The 230-nt window shown below is 61.3% G+C and carries 1 protein-coding gene; it reads right to left on the reverse strand.

Annotated features, from left to right (window positions below):
* Positions 1-230, reverse strand: a 230-nt coding sequence (locus SB725_RS34280; RefSeq protein ID WP_410923840.1) for a GNAT family N-acetyltransferase, incomplete at both ends; no start/stop codon positions are given.

The raw sequence follows: 230 nt of genomic DNA on the forward strand, positions 1-230 counted from the left end.
GCAATATGGCGCAGCAGTTTGCGCCCAGCGCCATCGCCGCGCTGCTCGGGCGTCACGTACAGGTCTTCGAGGTAGATGCCATTGCGCCCGAGCCAGGTCGAGTAGCTGTAGAAGTACACGGCAAAACCAATCGCCAGGCCATCACGCTCGCAAATCAGGCTGTGCACGGTACTGCCTTCGTCAAACAGGCTGCGCTGGATGTCGTCGACAGACGCAACGACCTCGTGCCG

Origin of the sequence: Pseudomonas sp. SIMBA_041 (assembly GCF_046535095.1) — a bacterium.
GTDB lineage: Bacteria > Pseudomonadota > Gammaproteobacteria > Pseudomonadales > Pseudomonadaceae > Aquipseudomonas > Aquipseudomonas mucoides.